The sequence below is a fragment of the Rubrivivax gelatinosus genome (genome assembly GCF_016583785.1).
In the GTDB taxonomy this organism is placed as follows: domain Bacteria; phylum Pseudomonadota; class Gammaproteobacteria; order Burkholderiales; family Burkholderiaceae_C; genus Rubrivivax; species Rubrivivax gelatinosus_B.
Map to the genome: position 1 here is coordinate 22,472 of NZ_NRRU01000054.1, position 14,131 is coordinate 36,602.

Annotated in this window: 14 protein-coding genes; 6 read left to right on the forward strand and 8 right to left on the reverse strand. The window is 70.5% G+C overall.

Annotation, left to right across the window (positions count from 1 at the left end; all coding sequences use genetic code 11):
• A complete protein-coding gene (locus CKO43_RS15000) occupies nt 1-630 on the reverse strand; it encodes a PilN domain-containing protein (RefSeq protein ID WP_200229740.1) in 630 nt (209 codons plus the stop codon).
• The gene (locus tag CKO43_RS15005; protein ID WP_430699147.1) at nt 627-1,664 is read right to left on the reverse strand and encodes a pilus assembly protein PilM; all 1,038 of its coding nucleotides are present in this window, start codon (nt 1,662-1,664) and stop codon (nt 627-629) included. Before CKO43_RS15005 ends, CKO43_RS15000 begins: the two co-directional genes overlap by 4 nt.
• Before the next feature lie 305 nt (nt 1,665-1,969).
• Between CKO43_RS15005 and CKO43_RS15010 the strand changes: the two genes are divergently transcribed.
• Nucleotides 1,970-4,351, forward strand: a complete 2,382-nt coding sequence (locus tag CKO43_RS15010; RefSeq protein ID WP_430699148.1) for a penicillin-binding protein 1A — start codon at nt 1,970-1,972, stop codon at nt 4,349-4,351.
• Nucleotides 4,352-4,382: 31 nt separating this feature from the next.
• Here the strand turns inward: CKO43_RS15010 and cyaY are convergent, their stop codons facing one another.
• A complete protein-coding gene (gene cyaY, locus CKO43_RS15015; protein WP_200229743.1) occupies nt 4,383-4,718 on the reverse strand; it encodes an iron donor protein CyaY in 336 nt (111 codons plus the stop codon).
• A 14-nt stretch (nt 4,719-4,732) separates the two neighbouring features.
• Here cyaY and lptM point away from each other — a divergent pair, with 14 nt between their 5' ends.
• Both lptM and lysA read left to right on the forward strand, forming a co-directional pair.
• The gene (lptM, locus tag CKO43_RS15020) at nt 4,733-4,879 is read left to right on the forward strand and encodes an LPS translocon maturation chaperone LptM (RefSeq protein WP_207185060.1); all 147 of its coding nucleotides are present in this window, start codon (nt 4,733-4,735) and stop codon (nt 4,877-4,879) included.
• Nucleotides 4,876-6,147 (forward strand): diaminopimelate decarboxylase, encoded by a 1,272-nt coding sequence (lysA, locus tag CKO43_RS15025; protein WP_200229745.1) that lies wholly within the window; start codon nt 4,876-4,878, stop codon nt 6,145-6,147. Before lptM ends, lysA begins: the two co-directional genes overlap by 4 nt.
• Here the strand turns inward: lysA and CKO43_RS15030 are convergent.
• From CKO43_RS15030 to CKO43_RS15045, 4 genes are read right to left on the reverse strand one after another with little or no spacing between them, the layout of a single operon-like run.
• The gene (locus CKO43_RS15030; RefSeq protein WP_200379125.1) at nt 6,144-7,109 is read right to left on the reverse strand and encodes an ABC transporter ATP-binding protein; all 966 of its coding nucleotides are present in this window, start codon (nt 7,107-7,109) and stop codon (nt 6,144-6,146) included. The genes lysA and CKO43_RS15030 overlap by 4 nt on opposite strands.
• Nucleotides 7,106-8,089, reverse strand: a complete 984-nt coding sequence (locus CKO43_RS15035; protein WP_200379126.1) for an ABC transporter ATP-binding protein — start codon at nt 8,087-8,089, stop codon at nt 7,106-7,108. Before CKO43_RS15035 ends, CKO43_RS15030 begins: the two co-directional genes overlap by 4 nt.
• Nucleotides 8,089-9,024, reverse strand: a complete 936-nt coding sequence (locus tag CKO43_RS15040; RefSeq protein WP_200379127.1) for an ABC transporter permease — start codon at nt 9,022-9,024, stop codon at nt 8,089-8,091. The genes CKO43_RS15035 and CKO43_RS15040 overlap by 1 nt, the downstream gene beginning before the upstream one ends.
• Nucleotides 9,025-9,032: 8 nt before the next feature.
• Nucleotides 9,033-10,016 (reverse strand): ABC transporter permease, encoded by a 984-nt coding sequence (locus tag CKO43_RS15045; protein ID WP_200229753.1) that lies wholly within the window; start codon nt 10,014-10,016, stop codon nt 9,033-9,035.
• Between the two features lie 134 nt (nt 10,017-10,150).
• Between CKO43_RS15045 and coq7 the strand changes: the two genes are divergently transcribed.
• A complete protein-coding gene (gene coq7 / locus CKO43_RS15050; RefSeq protein WP_430699149.1) occupies nt 10,151-10,783 on the forward strand; it encodes a 2-polyprenyl-3-methyl-6-methoxy-1,4-benzoquinone monooxygenase in 633 nt (210 codons plus the stop codon).
• Nucleotides 10,784-10,786: 3 nt separating this feature from the next.
• Here coq7 and CKO43_RS15055 read toward each other — a convergent pair whose 3' ends face one another.
• Nucleotides 10,787-11,209, reverse strand: coding sequence for an OsmC family protein (locus CKO43_RS15055; RefSeq protein WP_200229755.1), 423 nt, complete (start codon nt 11,207-11,209; stop codon nt 10,787-10,789).
• A 322-nt stretch (nt 11,210-11,531) separates the two neighbouring features.
• On the opposite strand from CKO43_RS15055, the gene ilvA reads away from it, so the two are divergent.
• Together ilvA and CKO43_RS15065 are read left to right on the forward strand one after the other, a co-directional pair.
• Nucleotides 11,532-13,073: a threonine ammonia-lyase, biosynthetic gene (gene ilvA / locus CKO43_RS15060; protein ID WP_200229756.1), complete on the forward strand. Its 1,542-nt coding sequence runs from the start codon at nt 11,532-11,534 to the stop codon at nt 13,071-13,073.
• A gap of 28 nt (nt 13,074-13,101) precedes the next feature.
• Nucleotides 13,102-14,131 (forward strand): nicotinate-nucleotide--dimethylbenzimidazole phosphoribosyltransferase (locus CKO43_RS15065; protein WP_200229757.1); only part of this gene is annotated, 1,030 nt, incomplete at its 3' end.

Here is a 14,131-nt window from a genome sequence, read left to right on the forward strand (position 1 = left end):
TCAGGAAGACTTGGCCGCCACAGCCTTGGCGCCGCCCTTGGCACCGGCCGAGGCCGCGGGCGCGGGCGCCTGCGGACGCTTGAGCGTCACACGCATCGAGAAGTCGAACAGGCGCGAGGTGTCGCGGCTGTTCGGGCCCGGCGCGCGCGCCTTGATCTCGATGAGTTCGGGCCGCTCCAGCCACGGCGAGTTGTAGAGCGTGTTGCGCAGGAACTCGGAGACCCGTTCGTTGGTCTGCGCCACGCCGCCGACCGCCACCGTCTGGCCGGTCTGGCGGATGCTGGTCAGGTAGACGCCTTCGGGCGTCTGCTTGACGAGTTCGTTGAGCAGGTAGACCGGCGTGTTGCGGTCGGTCTGCAGGTCCTCGACCGCCTTTTGCCGCGCCTTGAGCGCCTCGATCTCGGCGCGCAGCGTCGCGATGTCCTTGATCTGGGTGTCCAGGCGCGAGATCTCGGCCTTCAGGTAATCGTTGCGCGACGCCTGCGACGCGGTCATCTGCTGCAGCGCCGTGTACCAGATGCCGACGACGCCGACGCCGACCACTGCGGCCAGCCCGAGGGTGGCGAAGAACGCGCGCTTGCGCTGACGCCGCCTCTCCTCGCGGTGCGGCAGCAGGTTGATGAGGATCACTGCATGAACCTCCGCATCGCGAGGCCGCAGGCCGTCAGGTAGGACGGCGCTTCGCGGCGCACGCGGCTTTCGCGCACGGCAGAACCGAGTTGCATGTTGTCGAAGGGGTTCACGACCTGCGAAGCAAAGCCGGTGAGCTCGGTGACGCGGTCCTTCAGCCCCGGCAGCGTCGCGGTGCCGCCGGCCAGCATCACGTAGTGCACCTTGTGGTGCGGGGTGCTGGTGAAGAAGTACTGCAGCGCGCGCCCGATCTCCTGCGACAGGCTGTCGACGAAGGGCGCGAGCAACGCGCTCTCGTAGTCTTCGGGCAGGTCGCCGGAGAGCTTCTTGGCCTCGGCCTCCTCGAACGAGAAGCCGTACTGGCGGCTGATCAGCTGCGTCAGCTGCGAGCCGCCGAAGGCCTGGTCGCGGTCGTAGAGCATGTCGTCGTCGCGCAGCACCTTCAGGCTGGTGGTGTCGGCGCCGATCTCGAACAGCGCGACGAGCGCATCGCGGCCTTCGTTGGGCAGCGCGCCGACGATGCGGCTCATCGCCAGGCGCGAGGCGTGCGACTCGATGTCCAGCACCACCGGCTTCAGCCCGGCGGCCTCGGCCAGGCCCTGGCGGTCCTGCACCCGGTCCTTGCGGCTGGCGGCGATCAGCACCTCGACGTCGCCGGCGGAGGTGGCGCTGGGGCCGATGACGCAGAAGTCCAGGCTGACCTCGTCGAGCGAGAACGGGATGTACTGGTTGGCCTCGGACTCGACCTGCAGCTCCATCTCCTCGTCGCGCAGCCCGGCCGGCAGCATGATCTTCTTCGTGATCACGGCCGACTGCGGCATCGCCATCACGACGTTCTTGCTGCGCGTGCCGCTCTTGGCGACGACGCGGCGCACGGCCTCGGCGACTTCGTCGAACTTCTCGATCTGGCCGTCGGTGATCCAGCCCTTCTCGAACGGCTCGGAGGCGAAACGCTCGAGCACCAGTTCACCGGATGCGGCGCGGCCCAACTCGACGAGCTTGGCGCTCGAGGAACTGATGTCCAGCCCGATCATGGGCGGGTGCTTGCGGCCCAGAAGATTGTCGAGAAAGCTCAAAGCTCACGCTCCCCAGGCAGGCGGGTCCGACCCGAGCTTGTTAAAGAGTTACTTGAATGCTAGCAGTAAAGCCTTTGTAAACCCCCAAAAAACGGGCGCAACTACTGCACGGAGCGCGACGAATGGGCAGCGGCGCTGTGGGGCCCGCGACACGCTGCAGCGGCCGCCGGTTCGCGACCGTGAGGAATGTCACAGGTGGCGCCTGCGGCCAGACGGGCACGCACCGCTTCCTATAATCGACGCCATCAGTCCACGGGATCCCCATGTCCTCTACCGATCCCGCGCCCGAGCGCCCACCGGCGCCTCCCGGTGGCGCACCGTCCTCCCGTTCCCGACGTTCCGCCGGCAGCCTGCTGCTGCTGGCCTTCGGCTGGCTGTTCGGCCTGGCCTTCGCGGCCCTGGTCTCGCTGCTGATGGTCATCGGCGTCGCGCTCGCGGTCGCCTACCCGCAGCTGCCCGAGATCGCCAGCCTCACCGACTACCGGCCCAAGCTGCCGCTGCGCGTGTTCTCCACCGACGGCGTGCTGCTGGGCGAGTTCGGCGAGGAGCGGCGCAACTTCATGTCGATCGGCGAGATCCCGCAGGTGATGAAGAACGCCGTGCTCGCCGCCGAGGACGCGCGCTTCTACGAACACGGCGGCGTCGACTACAAGGGCGTCGCACGCGCGGCGCTGGAGAACCTGCGCGACGCACGCAGCCAGGGCGCCTCGACGATCACGATGCAGGTGGCGCGCAACTTCTACCTGTCGACCGAAAAGACCTTCACGCGCAAGATCTACGAGATCCTGCTGGCGCTGAAGATCGAACGCCAGCTCTCGAAGGACCAGATCCTCGAGGCCTACATGAACCAGATCTACCTCGGCCAGCGCGCCAACGGCTTCGCCGCCGCCGCGGAGATCTACTTCGGCAAGAAGCTCGCGGACGTCACGGTGGCCGAGGCGGCGATGCTCGCCGGCCTGCCCAAGGCGCCGTCGGCCTACAACCCGATCGCCAACCCCAAGCGCGCCGAGCAGCGCCAGCGCTACATCGTCGAGCGCATGTTCGAGAACGGCTTCATCACCGAGGCCGAACACGACGCCGCGCTCGACGAGAAGCTGCGCTACCGCAAGCAGAACGAGGTCGCGGTTCACGCCGAGTACGTCGCCGAAGCCGCGCGCCAGCTGGTCTACACCCAGTACGGTGAAGAGACCTACACCCGCGGCCTCAACGCCTACGTGACGATCGACTCGGTGCAGCAGATGGCGGCCTACAAGGCGCTGCGCCGGGGCTTGATGGACTACGAACTGAAGCGCGTCTATCGCGGCCCCGAGGCCTACATCGACCTGCCGGGCGACCCGGCGCTGGTCGACGCCCGCGTCGCCGAAGCGCTGGCCGACCACCCCGACAACGACGATCTGCGCAGCGCCGTGGTGCTGGAAGCGGCGCCGCGCAAGGTGGTGGCGATGCTGCAGTCGGGCGACACCATCACCGTCACCGGCGACGGCCTCAAGCCCGTCACCTCGGGTCTGTCGGACAAGGCCGGGCCCAAGACCGAGATCCGCCGCGGCGCCGTCGTGCGCGCGGTGCACGACGCCAAGGGCAACTGGACGCTGACCCAGCTGCCCGAGGTCGAAGGCGCGCTCGTGGCGCTCGACCCGCGCACCGGCGCGCTGCGGGCGATGGTCGGCGGCTTCGACTTCGGCAAGAACAAGTTCAACCACGTGACCCAGGCCTGGCGCCAGCCGGGTTCGTCGTTCAAGCCCTTCATCTACTCGGCGGCGCTGGACAAGGGCTTCACGCCGGCGACCGTCGTCAACGACGCACCGCTGTTCTTCGACGCCAGCGTCACCGGCAGCCAGCCCTGGGAGCCTAAGAACTACGACGGCAAGTTCGAAGGCCCGATGACGCTGCAGACGGCGCTGGCCAAGTCCAAGAACATGGTGTCGATCCGCATCCTGCAGTCGATCGGCACCGGCTACGCGCAGCAGTGGATCACGCGCTTCGGCTTCGAGGCCGAACGCCACCCGGCCTACCTGACGATGGCGCTGGGCGCCGGCTCTGTGACGCCGCTGCAGATGGCCAGCGCCTACAGCGTCTTCGCCAACGGCGGCTACCGCGTGACGCCGGTGCTGATCACCAAGGTGACCGACGCCAAGGGCCGCACGCTGCAGGAAAGCAGGCTGCAGCCGCGCGACGAATCGATGCGCGCGCTCGACGAACGCAACGCCTTCGTGATGGGCTCGCTGCTGCAGAACGTGGCGCGTGCCGGCACCGCGGCGCGGGCCCAGGCCACGCTCAAGCGCCCCGACCTGTTCGGCAAGACCGGCACCACCAACGACTCGATGGACGCCTGGTTCGCCGGCTATCAGCCGACGCTGGCGGCGGTGGTCTGGATCGGCTACGACACACCGAAGAAGCTGGGCGACCGCGAGACCGGCGGCGGCCGCGCGCTGCCGGTGTGGATCGAGTTCATGCAGACCGCGCTGCGCGGCGTGCCGGTGTTCGAGCCGCTGCCGCCGCCGGGCGTGGTCCAGCACGACGGCCTGTGGATGTACGAGGAGTACCGCGAAGGTGCCGGTGTCGCCAGCGTCGGCCTCGGCGACGCGGTGCCGCAGGCGCCGACCAGCGACGAGCGCAACACCATCCTCGACCTGTTCAAGCGCTGAGCGGCGGCGCGGCCTGCGCCGCGCCCCGCGTTCAGAACGCGACCGGCTTGCCCGCCTGTGCGCTCGCCTGCAGCGCCAGCGCCTCGAAGAACTCGCTGCCGTCGCGGGTGTCGAGCCAACGGCCGTCGACGCAGCGGTAGTGGAAACCGCCGCCGCGTGCCGCCAGCCAGATCTCCTGCAGCGGCGGCTGGGTGTTGACGACGATCTTGCTGCCGTTCGGGAACGACAGCTCCAGCAGGCCGCCGGTGCGGCTGGTGTCGATGTCGACGACGTCCTGCTGCAGCAGGCGGTCGGCGGCAGCTTCGATGCGCGCCAGGACTTCTTGGCTCAGCCGGTGGTACTCGGCGTCGGTCAGGACCGTGCTCATAGAATCTTCCCGAAATGCGTAAACCCTCGAAGAACAGTGTAGTGCGCGGCGCCACCGCGCTCGTGATGCTGCTGGCGCTGACCCTGATGGCCGGATGCGGCCAGAAGGGCCCGCTGAAGCTGCCGGCGCCGGCCGGTGCTGCCTCGGGGGCCACGAAGTGACGCTGCCGGGCCACCCGCAACTGCTGCGCGACGCCGCCGGCGAGCTGCGCCTGGAAGGCCATTCGCTGGCCGAACTGGGGCGGCGCTTCGGCACGCCGCTATACGTCTACTCGCGCGCCGCGATGCTGGACGCGCTCGCCGGCTACCAGCGTGCGCTGGCCGGCCTGCCGCACCTGATCTGCTACGCGATGAAGGCGAACTCCAACCTCGCGGTGCTGCAGACCTTCGCCCGCGCCGGCTGCGGCTTCGACATCGTCTCGGGCGGCGAACTCGAACGTGTGCTGGCCGCCGGCGGCGACCCGGCGAAGATCGTGTTCTCCGGCGTCGGCAAGACCGCGGCCGAGATGCGGCGTGCACTCGAAGCCGGCGTGCGCTGCTTCAACGTCGAGAGCCTGGGCGAACTCGAACGCCTGTCCGCGGTCGCCGTGGCCGCGGGCCGGCGCGCCCCCGTCAGCCTGCGCGTCAACCCCGACGTCGACGCCGGCACCCACCCCTACATCTCGACCGGGCTGAAGGACAACAAGTTCGGCATCCCGCACGACGAGGCGCTGGCCGCCTACCGCCGCGCGGCGGCGCTGCCGGGGCTGGCGGTCGTCGGTATCGACTGCCACATCGGCTCGCAGATCACCCAGCTCGAGCCCTATCTCGACGCACTCGGCCGGTTGCTCGACCTGGTCGAGGCGGTCGAAGCCGCGGGCATTGCGCTGCACCACGTCGACGTCGGCGGCGGCCTGGGCATCACCTATACCGACGAGACCCCGCCCTCGCCCGAGGCCCTGGTGCGCGCCCTGGCCGAGCTGATGCGCGCACGCGGCCACGGCCAGCGCGAGCTGCTCGTCGAACCCGGGCGTTCGCTGGTCGGCAACGCCGGCGTGCTGCTGACCGAGGTCCAGTACCTCAAGCCCGGCGAGACCAAGAACTTCTGCATCGTCGACGCGGCGATGAACGACCTGGTGCGCCCGGCGATGTACGAGGCCTGGATGGCGATCGAACCTTGCCAGCTGCGCGCCGGCGCGGCGCCGGTCTGGGACGTCGTCGGCCCGGTCTGCGAGTCCGGCGACTGGCTGGGCCGCGACCGTGCGCTCGCCCTCGAGCCCGGCGACCTGCTCGCGGTGCTGTCCGCCGGCGCCTACGGCATGGCGATGGCCGGCAACTACAACAGCCGCCCGCGCGCGGCCGAGCTGCTGCTCGACGGCGACGCCGTGCATGTCGTGCGCGAGCGCGAGGACAGCCGGGCGCTGTTCGCGCTCGAACGCCTGCTCGCCTAAATCCGCCCTTCCTCGACCGCGTGGCAGGCGGTACGGCCGCCGCTGCCGTCTTCGCGCAGCAGCGGGCGTTCGGCGCTGCAGCGTGCGTTGGCATGCGGGCAGCGCGGGTGGAAGGCGCAGCCGGCCGGCGGCGACAGCGGGTTGGGCACCTCGCCGCGCACCGGCGTGCGCGCGCGCCCGCTCATCGCGATGTCGGGGATCGCGTCCAGCAGCAGCCGCGTATACGGATGGCGCGGCGCCGCGAACAGCGCCGCCTTGGGCGCGTGTTCGACCAGCCGCCCCAGGTACATCACGCCGACGGCGTCGGCGACGTGGCGCACGACGGCCAGGTTGTGCGAAATGAACAGATAGGTCAGGCCGCGCTCGCGCTGCAGGTCCTTCATCAGGTTGAGCACCTGGGCCTGGACCGAGACGTCCAGCGCCGAGGTCGGCTCGTCGCAGACCAGGAACTCGGGGCCGGTGGCGAGCGCTCGCGCGATCGAGATGCGCTGGCGCTGGCCGCCGGAGAACTGGTGCGGGAACTTCTCGCGATCGGCCGCGGCCAGGCCCACCGACTGCAGCAGCGCGACGACACGCGCATCGAGTTCGGCGCCTCGCGCCAGGCCGTGTTCCTGCAGCGGCTCGCCGACGATGTCGCGCACCGTCCAGCGCGGGTTCAGGCTCGCATACGGGTCCTGGAAGATCATCTGCAGGCGCTGGCGGCTGCCGGCCAGCGGCCCGCCGTCGAAGCGCAGCTCGCCGCGGCTGGGGGCGTACAGCCCGACCAGCAGGCGCGCCACCGTGCTCTTGCCGCAGCCCGACTCGCCGACCAGCGCCAGCGTGCGCCCACGCTCGATCTCGAACGAGACGCCGTCGACCGCGTGCACGAACTGGCGCGGGCGCCGGCCGAGCACCCGCTCCAGCCACGGCGCCGAGACGTCGAAGCTCTTGGCCAGGTCCTGCACCTCGACCAGCGCCGTCATGCCGCGAGCTCCTGCCCAGCGCCGACCAGCCAGCAGGCGGCGCGGGTCGCACCGGCGTCCATCAGCTCGGGGCGCTCGCTGCGGCAGCGTGCGAACGCGTGTTCGCAGCGCGGGTGGAAGGCGCAGCCGGCGGGAATCGCGCCGAGTCGCGGCATCGAGCCGTCGATCTGCGCCAGGCGTTCACGCTCCACGTCCATCGCCGGGATCGAGCCCATCAGCCCGACCGTGTACGGATGGCGCGGGCGGTGGATGAGTTCGGCCACCGGGCCGATCTCGGCGATGCGCCCGGCGTACATCACCGCGACGCGGTCGCAGGTCTCGGCGATCACGCCCATGTCGTGCGTCACCAGCATCACCGCGGCGCCGTGTTCGCGGCAGACACGTTTGAGCAGCGTGATGATCTGCGCCTGGATGGACACATCCAGCGCCGTCGTCGGCTCGTCGGCGACGATGAGCTTGGGCTCGGCCGCCAGCGCCAGCGCGATGACGACCCGCTGGCGCATGCCGCCGGAGAACTGGTGCGGGTAGTGCTCGAAACGTTCGCCGGCGGCCGGGATGCCGGTTTCCTCGAGCAGCCGGATCGCACGCGCACGCGCCTCGTCGGCCGACACCGGCAGGTGGGTGCGGATGGTCTCGACCAGCTGGCGGCCGACGGTGTAGAGCGGGTTCAGCGAGGTCAGCGGGTCCTGGAAGATGGCGCCTATCGTGCGCCCGCGCAGGCGCCGCATCGCCTCGTAGGGCAGGTCGTCGATGCGCCGGCCTTCGAGCCGGATCTCGCCGCCGGCGATGCGCCCGGGCGGCTCGAGCAGGCCGATGATCGCGGCACCGGTCAGCGACTTGCCGGCGCCCGACTCGCCGACCACACCCAGGATCTCGCCGGCGCGGATGTCGAAAGAGACGTCGTCGAGTGCCAGCAGCGTGCCGCGGCGGGTCGGGAACTCCACCCGCAGGCGGCAGACTTCGAGCAGCGGGGCGTCCATCAGCGCAGCCTCGGGTTGAGCGCGTCGCGCAGCCAGTCGCCCAGCAGGTTCACCGACAGCGCGATCGCGACCAGCATCGCGCCCGGGAAGATCGTGATCCACCACTCGCCCGAGAACAGGAAGTCGTTGCCGACACGGATCAGCGTGCCCAGCGACGGCGAGGTCGGCGGCACGCCGACGCCGAGGAAGGACAGCGTCGCCTCGGTCAGGATGGCGGCGGCGACCTGGATCGTCGCCAGCACCAGCACCGGGCCCATCACGTTGGGCAGCACGTGGCGACGCATGATGCGCAGCGGCGGCACGCCGATGACACGCGCCGCCTGCACGTACTCCTTGTTGCGCTCGACCAGCGTCGAGCCGCGCACCGTGCGTGCGTACTGCACCCAGCCGGTGAGCGCGATCGCCAGGATCAGCACGCCGAAGGCCAGCGTCTCGTGCGCCTGCGGGAACAGCGCCCGGCCGACGCCGTCGATCAGCAGCGCGACCAGGATCGACGGGAAGGACAGCATCACGTCGCAGACCCGCATGATGAAGGCGTCGATGCGGCCACCGACGAAGCCGGCGAGCAGCCCCAGGCCGACGCCGATCACCAGCGACAGCGCCACCGATGCCAGCCCGACCAGCAGCGAGATGCGCGCGCCGTACATCAGCGCCGACAGGATGTCGCGGCCCTGGTCGTCGGTGCCCAGCAGGTATTTCGAGCTGCCGCCTTCGATCCAGGCCGGCGGCAGGCGCGAGTCCATCAGGTCCAGTGTCATCAGGTCGAAGGGATCGTGCGGCGCGACGAACTCGGCGAACAGCGCGCAGAAGATGCAGACCGCGGCGATCGCCGCCGCGACGATCGCGGTCGGCGAATGGCGGAAGCTGTACCAGGTGTCGCCGTCGACGAAACGCGCGAGCCGGCCGGGTGCGTGCGGGGTCGGAATCGGTGCCATGCGGAGCTCTAGTGCGCGGAAGCGGGGCGCTCGATGCGCAGCCGCGGGTCGACGACGAAATACAGCAGGTCGACGGCGAGGTTGATGAGCACGAAGATCAGCGCGATCAGGCACAGATAGGCCGCCATCACCGGGATGTCGGCGAACTGCACCGCCTGGATGAACAGCAGCCCCATGCCGGGCCACTGGAACACCGTCTCGGTGATGATCGCAAACGCGATCAGCGAGCCCAGCTGCAGCCCGGTGATCGTGATCACCGGCACCAGCGTGTTCTTCAGCGCATGGCCGAAGTGCACCGCGCGGTCGGTCAGGCCCCGGGCGCGAGCGAACTTGATGTAGTCGCTGCGCAGCACCTCCAGCATCTCGGCGCGCACCAGGCGCAGGATCAGCGCGAGCTGGAACACCGACAGCGTCACCGCCGGCAGCACCAGGTGGCGCCAGCCGTCCAGCGTCAGCAGCCCGGTCGACCACGGGCCCAGCTGCACGACCTCGCCGCGGCCGAAGCTCGGCAGCCAGTGCAGCTGCACCGCGAACACGAGGATCAGCAGGATGCCGATCAGGAAGGTCGGCAGCGACACGCCCAGCAGCGACAGCGTCATCACCAGCTGCGAGCCGAAACGGCCACGGCGCAGCGCCGCGTAGACGCCCAGCGGGATGCCCAGCGCCAGCGCCAGCACGGCGGCCACCAGCGACAGCTCCAGCGTCGCCGGGAAACGTTCGGCGATCAGCGCCGAGACCTCGCGCCCCTGGCGCAGGCTGAGGCCGAACTCGCCCTGCAGCGCGTTGCCGACGAAGGTGGCGAACTGCAGCACGAAGGACTGGTCCAGCCCCAGGTCGCGGCGCAGTTGCGCACGCTGCTCCAGCGTCGCGTCCTGCCCCAGCAGGTTCTGCACCGGGTCGCCGACGTACTGGAACAGCATGAAGGCGATGAAAGCCACCGCCAGCATCACGGCGAGGGCCTGCAGGAGCCGGCGAAGGACGAAGACGAGCATCGGAGACGCGCCAGGCGCGTGGGCAAAAGCTGTCGATGATGCGCAAAAGGCATGCCGGGTGCAAAGGCGCAAACCTCATGCACCCGCAGCCGGATGGACGGCGGCGCACCGGGCCAGCGCTATGCTCGCGCCGCATGAGCACCCTGGACCGCCTTCTCGTCAGCGCCGACAACGCGCTGCGCACCTTGTCCGGCGCCGTTCATGCCGGGCGTGCCAACCCCGCGGGGCCCTCCTCGGCCGACGCCGAGCCGCCGGCCGAGGACGAGCGCCGCCTGTCGGCCGGGCTGATGCGCGTGAACCACGTCGGCGAGGTCTGCGCCCAGGCGCTGTACCAGGCGCAGGCGATGACCGCGCGCAGCCCCGAGCTGCGGGCGCAGATGTCGGCCGCGGCGCGCGAGGAAGGCGACCACCTCGCCTGGACCCAGCAGCGGCTGGACGAACTGGGCGACCGCACCAGCCTGCTGAACCCGCTGTGGTACGCCGGCGCGTTCGCGATCGGCCTGGCCGCCGGGCGCCTGGGTGACCGCGTCAGCCTGGGCTTCGTCGTCGAGACCGAACGCCAGGTCGAGCAGCACCTGGCCGGCCACCTGGACCGGCTGCCGCCCGCCGACACACGCTCACGCGCCATCGTCGAGCAGATGAAGGCCGACGAGCGCCGCCACGCCGACGGTGCCGAGGACGCCGGCGGCATCACGCTGCCGCTGCCGGTGCGGCTGGCGATGCGCGCCGCGGCCAAGGTGATGACCGTCACCGCGCAGCGCGTCTGACGCTCAGGCTTCGACGATCTCGTAGCCGGTCGTGATCTCGGCCGTGCGGGCCAGCATGATCGTCGCCGAGCAGTACTTCTCGTGCGACAGCGCGATCGCGCGTTCGACCGCCGGCGCCGGCAGGCCGCGGCCGCTGACGACGAAGTGCAGGTGGATCTTCGTGAACACCTTGGGGTCGGCGGCGGCACGTTCGGCCTGCAGCTTCACCTGGCAGCCGCGCACGTCGTGGCGGCCGCGTTTGAGGATCAGCACGACGTCGTAGGCGGTGCAGCCGCCGGCACCGGCCAGCAGCGTCTCCATCGGCCGGGGCGCGAGGTTGCGGCCGCCGCCGTCGGGCGCGCCGTCCATCGTCAGCAGGTGGCCGCTGCCGGTTTCGGCGACAAAACCCATGCCGGAGGCCGGGATCCAGTTGATCGTGCATTCCATCTTCAGTGCCCTGCTGGCGCCAGCCGGGCGCCAAAGGCGTGCATTGTCCTCAGTCCGGAGACGATCGACCGGCTTCGCGGCGCCAAGTCCGGACACCGCCGTGTCGGGATATTGCACCGCAGCAAGGCGGTGATAGACTGCGTCCCATCGGCCGTGATGCATCGCGCACCGGCCCACCGCTTGTCTCCTCCACCTCCTCAAATGGTGGATTTAGGCCCGGGATCGCAAGATCCCGGGCCTCTTTTCTTGGCGCGGGCGGCTCCGAGCTGCGGCGTATCATGACTTCCCCCTCGGCTACCGCGTCCGCCTGCCCGCCGCCCCGATGTCCGCTCCTGATTCCGACGTCGCGTCCATCGCGGCCGGCTACCTGAAGAAGATCCTCACCGCCCGCGTCTACGACGTCGCCGTCGAGACCCCGCTGACACCGGCCAAGAGCCTGTCGCGGCGGCTGGCGAACACGGTGCTGTTGAAGCGCGAGGATCGCCAGCCCGTCTTCAGCTTCAAGCTGCGCGGCGCCTACAACAAGATGGCGCAGCTCTCGCCCGAGGCGCTGGCCGCCGGCGTCATCTGCGCCTCGGCCGGCAACCACGCCCAGGGCGTGGCGCTGTCGGCACGCAAGCTCGGCTGCCGCGCCGTGGTCGTGATGCCGGTGACGACACCGCGGCTCAAGGTCGACGCCGTCGCCGCGCTCGGCGGCGAGGTCGTGCTGCACGGCGACAGCTACTCCGACGCCTACGCCCACGCCGTCGAGCTGCAGGCCGCGCAAAGCCTGACCTTCGTGCACCCCTTCGACGACCCCGACGTCATCGCCGGCCAGGGCACGATCGCGATGGAGATCCTGCGCCAGCACCAGGGGCCGATCGACGCCGTCTTCGTCGCCATCGGCGGCGGCGGGCTGATCTCGGGGGTCGCCGCGTATCTCAAGGCGGTGCGCCCGGAGATCAAGGTCATCGGCGTGCAGACGGCCGACAGCGACGCGATGCTGCGTTCGGTGCGTGCCGGCCACCGCGTGACGCTCGACGACGTCGGCCTGTTCTCCGACGGCACCGCGGTCAAGCTCGTCGGCGAGGAGACCTTCCGCGTCGCGCAGGCGCTGGTCGACGATTACGTCGTCGTCGACACCGACGCCGTCTGCGCCGCGATCAAGGACGTGTTCCAGGACACGCGCAGCATCGTCGAGCCCGCCGGCGCGCTCGGCGTCGCCGCCATCAAGCAGTACGTGCAGCAGCACAAGCTGAAGGGCAAGACCTTCGTCACCATCACCTGCGGCGCGAACATGAACTTCGACCGCCTGCGTTTCGTCGCCGAACGCGCCGAACTGGGCGAGCAGCGCGAGGCAATGTTCGCGGTGACGATCCCCGAGGAGCGGGGCTCGTTCCGCCGCTTCTGCGGCCTGATCGGCCCGCGCGCGGTGACCGAGTTCAACTACCGCATCTCCGACGAACGCATCGCCCACGTCTTCGTCGGCGTCGCGATCGCGCGCCACGACGAGGCCGCGCGCATCGCCGCCACTTTCGAGAGCCACGGTTTTGGCACCGTCGACCTGACCGACGACGAGCTCGCCAAGGAGCACGTGCGCCACATGGTCGGCGGCCGCAGCGAACTGGCGCGCGACGAGCGCCTGTTCCGCTTCGTCTTCCCCGAGCGGCCGGGGGCGCTGATGCGGTTCCTCGACGCGCTGCACCCGGACTGGAACATCAGCCTGTTCCACTACCGCAACCAGGGCGCCGACTACGGCCGCATCCTCGTCGGCATGCAGGTGCCGGCGGGCGAGGACGAAGAGTTCAGCCGCTTCCTGCAGACGCTGGCCTACCCCTGCGTCGAAGAGAGCGACAACCCCGTCTATCGGCTGTTCCTGCGCTGAAGCGCCGGCGCCTAAACTGCCAGGCGCCATGGACAACAGCCGCTCGCTCGTCACGCCCACCGCCGATCCGCCGCTGGAGCGGGCGCTGCGCGACAAGCTGGCGCGGCGCAACGACGACAGCGGCAGCCTGGGCGAACTCGAGCCGCTGGCGCTGCGCATCGGGCTGATGCAGGGCTCGCTCAAGCCCCGCTTCCACGAGCCGCAGCTGATGGTCTTTGCCGCCGACCACGGCCTGGCCGTCGACGGCCTGCACGGCGGGCTGCGCTACACGACCGAGGAGCTGGTGCGCCGGCTGCTCGCCGGGCGGCTGCCGCTGGCGGTGTTCGCACGCGCCGGCGGCCTGGGCTTCACCGTCGTCGACTGCGGCGTCGCCGAGACGCTGCCGACGCACGAACGCCTGCAGGCGCGCAAGATCGCGCACGGCACGCGCAACCCGCGGGTCGCCGCGGCGATGAGCCTGGCCCAGGCGCACGCGGCGATGCGCGCCGGCATGCAGATCGGCGACCAGCTGCCGGGCAACCTGACGATCTGCGCCGGTCTCGGCGTCGGCTCGCAGGAGAGCGCGGCGCTGCTGCTGGCGCGGCTCACCGACCTGCCGCCGCGCGCACTGCTCGAGACCGGCCCCGCCATGGCCGCCGACGAACTGGCGCACCAGCTCAACATCGCCCAGGCGGCGCTGGCGCGGCACCGCGACGTCGCCGAGCCGATCGAGCTGCTGGCGGCGCTCGGCGGCTTCGAGGTCGCGATGATGGTCGGCGTGATGCTGATGGCGGCGAGCAAGCGCCACCTGCTGATGGTCGACGGCCTGGCCGCCTGCGCCGCGCTCGCGATCGCGGCGCGCATCGCGCCGCCGGTCACCGACTACTGCGTCTTCTGCCGCAGCCGCGAACACCGCGGCATCGACCAGGCGATGAAGCAGTTCCGCAGCGGCCCGCTGCTCGAACTCGGCCTGGACGGCCTGGACGGCACAGGTGCCGTGCTCGCCTGGCCGCTGGTGCGCAGCGCCGCCGCGCTGCTGACCGAGGTCGCCGAGGGCGAGGAGGCGGGCCCCACCCGCC

Bases quoted from the DNA above. Each gene is read 5' to 3' on its own strand.
- coq7 (WP_430699149.1), top strand. From the start codon at position 10,151: ATGAGCACCCTGGACCGCCTTCTCGTCAGCGCCGACAACGCGCTGCGC.
- CKO43_RS15040 (WP_200379127.1), bottom strand. From the start codon at position 9,024: ATGGCACCGATTCCGACCCCGCACGCACCCGGCCGGCTCGCGCGTTTC.
- CKO43_RS15035 (WP_200379126.1), bottom strand. From the start codon at position 8,089: ATGGACGCCCCGCTGCTCGAAGTCTGCCGCCTGCGGGTGGAGTTCCCG.
- lptM (WP_207185060.1), top strand. From the start codon at position 4,733: ATGCGTAAACCCTCGAAGAACAGTGTAGTGCGCGGCGCCACCGCGCTC.
- CKO43_RS15055 (WP_200229755.1), bottom strand. From the start codon at position 11,209: ATGGAATGCACGATCAACTGGATCCCGGCCTCCGGCATGGGTTTTGTC.
- CKO43_RS15005 (WP_430699147.1), bottom strand. From the start codon at position 1,664: ATGATCGGGCTGGACATCAGTTCCTCGAGCGCCAAGCTCGTCGAGTTG.
- CKO43_RS15045 (WP_200229753.1), bottom strand. From the start codon at position 10,016: ATGCTCGTCTTCGTCCTTCGCCGGCTCCTGCAGGCCCTCGCCGTGATG.
- CKO43_RS15010 (WP_430699148.1), top strand. From the start codon at position 1,970: ATGTCCTCTACCGATCCCGCGCCCGAGCGCCCACCGGCGCCTCCCGGT.
- CKO43_RS15030 (WP_200379125.1), bottom strand. From the start codon at position 7,109: ATGACGGCGCTGGTCGAGGTGCAGGACCTGGCCAAGAGCTTCGACGTC.
- ilvA (WP_200229756.1), top strand. From the start codon at position 11,532: ATGTCCGCTCCTGATTCCGACGTCGCGTCCATCGCGGCCGGCTACCTG.
- cyaY (WP_200229743.1), bottom strand. From the start codon at position 4,718: ATGAGCACGGTCCTGACCGACGCCGAGTACCACCGGCTGAGCCAAGAA.